We start from the raw sequence: 9,042 nt of genomic DNA on the forward strand, positions 1-9,042 counted from the left end.
ATATATAAGATAGAGAAAAAATACTAAAAACCTTAAAAAATATCTAGCCTATGAAAAAATGAAATACCAGAAAACATTAAAAATCTTAGAGCTATAAAAAAAATCTGCCGATGCAGCCACATCGACAGATAAATAATAGAAAAAGATTTTATCGCTATTACCATAAAAACCTTTAACAATGTAAATATATGAAAATTATAACAAGAACAGGTGTTTTTGTCCCTAAAAACGTCTGCCCTAAACAATTATTAAGAGTGATGAAAATTATTTCTTTCTTTTTAATAGTTTTTGTTTTTTGCCTAAATGCAGGGAATCTTAGTTCACAAAATGTGAAGGTAACCTTAAATCAGAATAATGTTACATTAGAAACGATCCTTAATAAGATTGAATCTCAAACAGATTATTTGTTCGTTTACGACAAATCGATAAACAAAGACCGCCTTGTGTCTGTAGTTGAGACTGAACAAACTCTAGCGAGTATCTTGAAAAAGCTATTCGAAAACACGAATGTTTCTTACTTTATAGAAGGTTCAAATATTGTGCTTAGTACAAAAAAAGTAGAGCCCTCGGCTATAACTCAACAGCAGCGTATTATAACCGGTACGATTGTAGATGAAGCCGGAGAAATAGTAATTGGTGCATCAATCTCAATTGTTGGTACCACCAAAGGAACGTTTTCCGATATCGATGGGCGATTTGAGATAGCATTACCTGCAGGAATGTCGAAACTTACAATTTCTCTTATCGGTATGGAAACATACGAACTTACTGTAGGATCTCAAAACAATTATAATATCGTTCTTAAAAATACTTCCGTTACAATGGACGAGGTCGTGGTTACGGCATTAGGTATCAGACGAGAAGAAAAAGCTTTGACCTACAATGTACAAGAAATCAAAGCCGAAGAACTGACAACTGTGAAAGATGCAAACTTTGTGAACTCTTTGGCCGGAAAAGTAGCCGGTATTACTATCAATCAGAGTGCTTCCGGTATCGGAGGGTCTTCTCGTGTAGTGATGCGTGGAACCAAATCCATTATCGGAGACAACAATGCTTTGTATGTAATAGATGGTGTTCCTATTTATAATACGAAGAATGATCAGCCCGAAGGACCTTTCGAATCTCCCGACGGTGGAGATGGAGATGCTATGTCGTTGCTCAATCCTGAAGATATCGAATCTATATCGGTGTTGTCAGGAGCAGCTTCAGCTGCATTGTATGGAAGTCAGGGTGCCAATGGTGTTATTTTGGTAACTACACGAAAAGGTAAAGAAGGAAGACTCCGACTCAATTATTCAAATAGCACCATATTCATGTCACCTTTTGTTTCTCCGAAATTTCAAAATACATATGGAACAAAAGGCACAGAATTTAATAGTTGGGGAGGAAAATTAGATACCCCTACATCATATGATCCGATGGATTTCTTCCAGACCGGATATACTGAAACAAACTCGTTGAGTATGACAGCCGGAAATGGCTCAAATCAGACCTATGCATCAGTATCTTCCCTTATAGCCAGAGGTATTATACCGAATAATGATCTGAGGCGTATAAATCTTACTGTCAATAATACAACAAATCTACTTAAAGATAAGCTTACTCTGGATTTCGGATTTTCTTACGTCAACCAGAAAGACGAAAATATGATGGCTCAGGGACAATATCACAACCCGCTGGTACCGCTCTATTTGTTTCCGCGAGGAGATGATATCGAAAAATATAAAGTCTACGAAAGACATGATGCCGGACGTAACTTTGCCGTTCAATACTGGCCATATGGAAATCAGGGATTAGGTATGCAGAATCCTTATTGGATAGTAAACAAAGAAGCATTTAAAAATAGATTCGATAGATATTCGATAAGTGGGGCTTTGACTTACAAACCCTTAGATTGGCTGACTCTAAACGGACGTGCTTTAGGTATATATACATATAATACTTTTAATAGAGAAATATCGGCTTCGGCAGACTTACTTTTTGCCTCTGATAATGGAAATTATATGCATCGGGAAACAAACAACAGACAATTATATGCAGATTTTCTTGCGGTTGTTGATAAACGATTCAATGATGATTTCAACCTGACCGGAGTATTAGGTACTTCCATGCTTGATTATAAATATCGTCAGAGTGGGGCCGAAGGGCACTTGAATACAGTTCCGGACTTCTTCTATTTAGGTAATATCGATCTCACACATCCCGAATCGAGACTAATCCAAAAACGAAGTGAGGAACAGACTCAAGCCGTTTTTGCCACAGCTCAACTTGGATATAAGAGCATGCTCTATTTGGATGTGACCGCACGTAACGAATGGTCTTCGGCATTAGCTTATACAACTCATGGAACAAATTTCTTTTATCCATCAGTGGGTTTATCAGGTATTATAAATGAAATGACGAATTTAGGTTCCGCCGTTTCGTTTCTGAAAATAAGAGGTTCTTATAGCGAAGTAGGTAATGCTCCGCTCCGATATATTACAAAAAGGAGTTATGGTCTTAATCAGAATGGAAGTCTAAATCTATTGCCATTCTTTCCTGCAACGGGATTAAAACCTGAAAGGACAAAAGCTTATGAAGTAGGTTTAAATTCTAAGTTTTTGAATAATATGTTGAGCTTGGATGTGACATATTACAACACAAATACTTATAATCAGCTATTTGATATAGCTGCATCTACAACATCAGGTTATTCTTATTATTATCTGAATGCAGGTAAGGTAAATAATCAGGGTGTCGAAATTTCATTGGGATTGGATAAAAAATTTGGAGAAGTTCAATGGAATTCCAATTTCACTTATACTTTAAACCGGAATACTGTAAAAGAATTAGTTGCTCCCGGAACTATCGATCCGACAACCAATCTTCCGATGGAAAACGGTATGAACGAGGTTATTGTGAACGAACATGACTCATATCGTATGGTTGTTAGAGAAGGTGATGCCATGGGCGATATTTACGTATATACCCTGAAAAAAGATTTGAATGGAGATGTATATGTAGACCCTGTTAATGGTACAGTAAGCGCTGATACAAAAAATTGGGTTAGAGCAGGAAATTCAGCTCCTAAATATAATCTTGGGTTCCAGAACACCTTTAATTATAAGGGATTTTCGTTAGGATTCTTATTTGATGCAAGAATTGGAGGTGTTGGAGTTTCTGCTACTCAGGCATTGATGGACCGTTATGGAGTATCTCAAGCCTCAGCCGAAGCCAGAGATGCCGGAGGTGTAATGCTCAATGGAGGTCTGGTAAACCCCGAAAACTATTACGGAGTAGTTAGTGGAGGAACAACAGGAGTTTTATCTGAATACGTATATAGTATGACAAATGTCAGATTACGGGAGGCTAGTTTAAGCTATGCCCTTCCTCCTAAATTATTAAAAGGATACCTTAAGAATGTGACACTTTCCGTTATCGGGCGCAACTTGTGGATGATATACAACAAAGCTCCATTCGATCCGGAAATAACAGCTTCTACAGGCACATATTATCAAGGGTTCGACTACTTTATGCAACCAAGTCTCCGTAGTTTCGGATTTAATGTAAAAGTAGAATTCTAATCAATTAAAATGAAAACACAATGAGATACAATATAATTTATCATATCAAGCATAATATATGTTTAGTGTTCTTATTCTGTTCTGCCATCTTTTTCTCATGTACTGACGATTTTGAACGTAAGAATACCAATCCGGACAGGCTGACAGATGAAGATATAAAGAAAGACCTACTGGCTGTCGGAGGCTTTATTCCGACAATGCAGACAGATGTAATACCTACAAGTGATGTTGGTGCAAATGAGTATCAACGGGCTCAGAACCTGACAGGTGATATTTTTTCGGGTTATATGGCGGCTATTGGTCAATGGAATGGTTCGAGCAACAATAGTACCTACAATATGGATTTCAGCGATTGGAACGACGTTGGTTTTAATGTTGCATATCGTTCGGTGATGTCTCCATGGAATCAGATAAGAATTAAGTCTCAAGAGTACGATGTACCTTATATTTACTATCTGGCACAAATCATAAAAATAGCTGGTATACATCGTATAACAGACAATCATGGCCCGATACCTTATTCTCAGTTTGGAAAAGGAGCAATGGGGGCTGTATATGATTCGCAAGAAGTTGTTTATGAATCATTCTTTGAAGAGTTGGCAGAAGCTGTAGCAGAACTTGAAAAATTTATTTCGTCTAATAGCAATACCGGTCCACTGGCTAAATACGATTTAGTATATAATGGGAATATTCGCAATTGGATAAAATTTGCAAACACACTAAGACTGCGTCTGGCTATACGTGTGGCTTATGTAAATCCTACTTTAGCAAAAAAGAATGCGGAAGAGGCTGTAAATAATAGTTATGGAGTTCTTACCGATAATACAGACAATGCATCTGTAAAATCAGGAAAGGGATATACGATATCTCATCCGCTGACAGTTATTTGGAGCTCATACAAGGATATTAAGATGGGAGCAAGTATAGAATCTTTCCTGAAAGGCTATAACGATCCTCGCTTAAGCAAATATTTCCAACCGACTGCTTCCGGCGAGTACAACGGCGTTCGTAATGGCGTTGTTATATCTAACAAATCGAGATATGAAGCTCTTTCTAATCCTAATGTTGAAGCCGGAGCCCCTATACAATGGATGTGTGCTGCCGAAGCTTATTTTTTAAGAGCCGAGGGTGCTATACGAGGCTGGAATATGGCGGGTACAGATAATTTACCTTCTGCAAAAGACCTATATAATAAAGGAATAGAAGTTTCATTTGCCCAGTATGGAGTTTCATCTTCATATACATCATACATCAATAACGAAGAAGCTCTACCGGCTCGTTTTAGTGATGTCATAGCATCAAATAGTGCTAATCCTCTTTCTACGATAACAATTAAATGGAACGACTCAGATTCATTCGAAAAGAAACTAGAGCGTATCATCACCCAGAAATGGTTGGCAATGTATCCGGAAGGACAGGAGGCTTGGAGTGAGTTTCGTCGGACAGGTTATCCGAAGATATTCCCGGTAGTAACAAATAATAGCTCAGGTAAAATAAATACAAATATCCAAATAAGGAGAGTTCCTTATCCAAAGAGTGAATATACTTCCAACAGAACCAATGTAACAGAAGCTGTTAATACTCTTCTTGGTGGTGCTGATAATGGAGGAACAAAAGTTTGGTGGGATAAAAAATAGTGTAATATAAAAAATTAAAGGAGCATGAAAAAATATATATACATATCGATCTTTTTATTTGCTGTACTAGCCTTTGCCAGTTCATGCAACGATGATTGGACCGAACCAAAAACAATAGATGTCGATCTGCCCGAAGTGGGAACAGATGCTTATTATGCAAATTTGAGGGATTATAAGAATTCTGATCATCAGATTGCTTTTGGCTGGTTTGGAGGGTGGACAGCTTCTGGTCCGTCGATGGTTACACGATTGTTTTCAATTCCCGATAGTGTGGATATGATCGGACTATGGGGCAATATGTGGCACAGAGACAAGATGACACCCGAAAAATTTGAGGACCTGCGTCTTACTAAAGAGATTAAAGGAACAAAGATATTGGTGACAACTCTTTTAGGCTGGACAGGAAAAGAACTTCCAAACATCCCGGAGGAGGACTGGGGTACAGATCGTCAGGAAGGACTGCGCAAATATGCAAAAGCATTGGCCGAAGAAATTATCGATCTTGGATTTGATGGTTTGGATATTGACTATGAACCGAATGTTGGAGGTCCGATAGATGTTAGAGATTGCCCGAGGGGTGAAGATATGATTGTGTTTGTTGAAGAGTTAGGTAAATATCTGGGTCCTAAATCTAATTCCGGGAAATTGTTGGTTGTAGACGGAGAATTGAACGTGTTACCTACAGAGACAGGACCTTATTTTGATTATGCAATAGCTCAAGCATATTCTACAACTAGCGGCAGTAATTTACAAAGTCGTTACAATCGGATAAGTTCGATTTTTAAACCGGAGCAATTTATTGTTACTGAAGATTTCGAAGCTCATTGGAGAACCGGAGGTGTAACCTATGTTGAGGACGATGGAACCCGGGTTCCGTCAATTCTTGGTATGGCCAAGTGGAACCCGACTCAGGGAGTAAAAGGTGGATGTGGTACTTATCATATGGAATATGAATATAGAAATTCTGAAATGGAATACAAATACCTTCGCCAGGCTATCCAGATAATGAATCCTAAAGTTAAATGAGAATTGTATCTCCATAAATAATTGTATAATATGAAAAACTATAAAATATATAGATTCTTTTATCTATTTCTACTTTGCATACTTGTTGTGAGTTGTAGTTCGGATGATGACGTCGATATGCAGGATACACTAATCTATGTAAACCCTAAACAGGGAAATTCACAGGTTGCTTTAAATATAAGCTATACCCAGATCAAAGAATCTAATTTGAACTATATATTATTGCCCGTAAAAGCGACAGGAAGGGTTACTAAAGATACAAAAGTATCCTTAGCAGTTGACGAATCTTTGGTCGAATCTTATAATAATGCCAAGGAAACCAATTATGTATTACTTCCCTCCTCAGCCTATTCTATAGCTAAGAGTGATATAAATCTTGCTTCCGGGAGTAATATATCTGCCGATTCTATACAAATTATTTTCGACAAGAATTATATAGAAAGTAACTTTAATCAGTTTATTACTGCTACATACATATTACCTATAAAAATATCTTCGGTTCAGACAGCAGATCAGGCTGTGAAAGTAAGTACCAACCTGAATGTTTTTTATGTCATTGTTGATCTATCGTTAACAGGTTTTGTTGCAGAAACATCTGTAAAACCGGGGAACTCGATAGACCGTTCGGCTTGGACTGCCGAATCTAAACATTCATACTCTTATGGATCGGCTCAAAGTTCGTATGATAATGATCTGGCTACTTCATGGGTTATCCAATCTAGTGGAGGAGCTCACGGCATCTATTACGATTTGCAAAATGTACATAAATTAAAAGGATTCAGTTTAGTTTCTTCTTACACCTTATATAACTACTATAATTGTGTTATGGGTGGCTTTAGTGTAGGAATAAGTACTGATGGAGCTAAGTGGACCGATCTGGGCAGTGTTGAGACAACTGTAGTGGATGGAAAAACGGTAGATGGTATCTATCAATTTGCAGGAGTTTTAGATGCAAGATATGTGCGGATCCTGCCAAATAAATTTTTAAATAGCTATAATTTGGCTAGTATTGCCGAAATCTATTTTTATGAATAATGGAAAGAAATAGAGATATGAAAACAAGAATAATATTATTTATAACCATCTTACTGAGTGTTTTATCTTCATGTAAAGATGCTGATGAATTACAAAACGTAATTTATTTTACGGGGACAGAAAACAGTCCTGTCTTAAAAATGTCGATAGAAGAACCTACAGATTTAGGTGTAAGTGTGAGAGCTTCTTCTATTACCGAAAATGATATTAATATAACAGTATCAGTCAATGAAAGCTTAATTGAAAAATACAATAAAGAGAATGGTACAAACTATAAAGCATTAGCCGCAGACGTTTATAGCCTTAGTAGCACGGATCTTCAAATAAAGGCCGGAAAATTTGTTTCGGAGCCGGTAAAGTTGTCTATAAAAACATTGGATAGCTTTACAGATGAGGATATTTATTGTGTTCCTATCGAAATTAAAAATGTACAAGGCGGAGACTTTCCTGTATTGGAGGCTTCCAGAGTAATGTACTTGGTAATAAATAGGACTATTATAACAAAAGCTGCTGATTTGAGTGGAAATTACTTTAAAGTAGACTTTGATAATAAAGATCTAGGAAAAGGTGATTTATCTGCTGTTGATGCATTGACTATGGAAGCTCGTATTTATGTTGATAGGTTCCAAACATCAAGTCCGTATATAAGCACAATAATAGGCTTGGAAGAAAATTTCTTGTTAAGAATAGGAGATGTAACTATCGACAATAGTCAATTGCAGTTAGCAGGAGGAGGATATCCGGTAACATCTGTAAATAGGTTATCCGCAAACGTCTGGACTCATATTGCTGTAACATATGACGGAAGCATGATAAGGCTTTATATCAACGGAGAGTTAGAATCGTATGTCGAAGCTCCTCGAGGACCTATTAATCTTACAGGTCTTGATGCAGACCGTAAATTCTATATAGGACAAACTCCTTTATATGGAAGATACTTATATGGAAAGATTAGTGAAGCTAGGGTATGGACGAGAGCACTGACCAAAGAGGAAATTCAAAATGGAATTTGTGCTGTGTCGCCTGCCTCTGAAGGCTTGTTAGCTTATTGGAAATTTAATTCGGCAAAAAGCGAAACAGAGTTGAATATTATCCCGGATCTTACAGGTAATGGTTATCACGCTAAAGGTGTTAGAAATGTAAGCTGGGTTGAAGGGGTGAGATGCCCTTAATATATCTGTGAGTGTGGAAGATGTTGAGGGTTCCATTTTCTGCACTTGTGGATATTAAATAATTAATTAAAAGTTCTATTAAGTTCTAACGGAACAAATTATCTTTTATAAAAAGGGGGGGTATTTAGTTTACACTAAATGCCCTCTTTTATTTATTTTATAAGGTCTATCTTAAACTGCATTTTTGATTCCTCAAAAAACAACATGGAAAGACAGCGCTGTTCAATATCCTTTATTCTTCTTCTTTAAAGAAATTAAGGATACAATAAATAATAAAGGCTAGATAGCTGATTATTATTGCAACTGATAAAATCAAATTATCAATGTAAAGTTCCATAATATGAGTCCTTTTTAATTTCTTTTAAATGTATTTGATTATTGTTTCATTATAGTAAAGACGGTCTTAAGATTTAAATAATAAAGCAGTGAAATACATAAAAGAAGTTCACGAAATCTCTTCGTAAACTTCCCTACCTTAAATAAAATTACATGGACTATCTTGAAGATAGAGTGTGTTTCAAATGTATGCAATTATCGATTCAAAAAATAGAGCAGATACGAAATGTAACCATTATTTAATAATAGATACAGTATTATAAGATATAGGAT

General features: G+C 36.6%; 5 protein-coding genes. All 5 read left to right on the forward strand.

Annotated elements, in window-relative coordinates:
* The first annotated feature begins 188 nt into the window (after positions 1-188).
* The 5 genes from JGH11_RS17880 to JGH11_RS17900 are packed head-to-tail and all read left to right on the forward strand — an operon-like array spanning position 189 to position 8,433.
* A complete protein-coding gene (locus JGH11_RS17880) occupies positions 189-3,563 on the forward strand; it encodes a SusC/RagA family TonB-linked outer membrane protein (protein WP_201114074.1) in 3,375 nt (1,124 codons plus the stop codon).
* Positions 3,564-3,583: 20 nt separating this feature from the next.
* Entirely contained in the window at positions 3,584-5,200 is a 1,617-nt protein-coding gene (locus tag JGH11_RS17885; RefSeq protein ID WP_201114075.1) for a RagB/SusD family nutrient uptake outer membrane protein, read from the forward strand.
* Between the two features lie 24 nt (positions 5,201-5,224).
* Positions 5,225-6,226 (forward strand): glycoside hydrolase family 18, encoded by a 1,002-nt coding sequence (locus JGH11_RS17890; RefSeq protein ID WP_201114076.1) that lies wholly within the window; start codon positions 5,225-5,227, stop codon positions 6,224-6,226.
* 30 nt (positions 6,227-6,256) lie between these two features.
* Entirely contained in the window at positions 6,257-7,261 is a 1,005-nt protein-coding gene (locus JGH11_RS17895) for a BT_3987 domain-containing protein (RefSeq protein WP_201114077.1), read from the forward strand.
* 17 nt (positions 7,262-7,278) lie between these two features.
* Entirely contained in the window at positions 7,279-8,433 is a 1,155-nt protein-coding gene (locus JGH11_RS17900) for a DUF1735 and LamG domain-containing protein (RefSeq protein ID WP_201114079.1), read from the forward strand.
* Positions 8,434-9,042 lie beyond the last annotated feature (609 nt).

It is taken from the genome of Dysgonomonas sp. Marseille-P4677 (assembly GCF_016652235.1).
Taxonomy (GTDB): domain Bacteria; phylum Bacteroidota; class Bacteroidia; order Bacteroidales; family Dysgonomonadaceae; genus Dysgonomonas.

Coding starts and splice junctions, on each gene's coding strand:
- JGH11_RS17880 (WP_201114074.1), top strand. CDS start 189: ATGAAAATTATAACAAGAACAGGTGTTTTTGTCCCTAAAAACGTCTGC.
- JGH11_RS17885 (WP_201114075.1), top strand. CDS start 3,584: ATGAGATACAATATAATTTATCATATCAAGCATAATATATGTTTAGTG.
- JGH11_RS17890 (WP_201114076.1), top strand. CDS start 5,225: ATGAAAAAATATATATACATATCGATCTTTTTATTTGCTGTACTAGCC.
- JGH11_RS17895 (WP_201114077.1), top strand. CDS start 6,257: ATGAAAAACTATAAAATATATAGATTCTTTTATCTATTTCTACTTTGC.
- JGH11_RS17900 (WP_201114079.1), top strand. CDS start 7,279: ATGAAAACAAGAATAATATTATTTATAACCATCTTACTGAGTGTTTTA.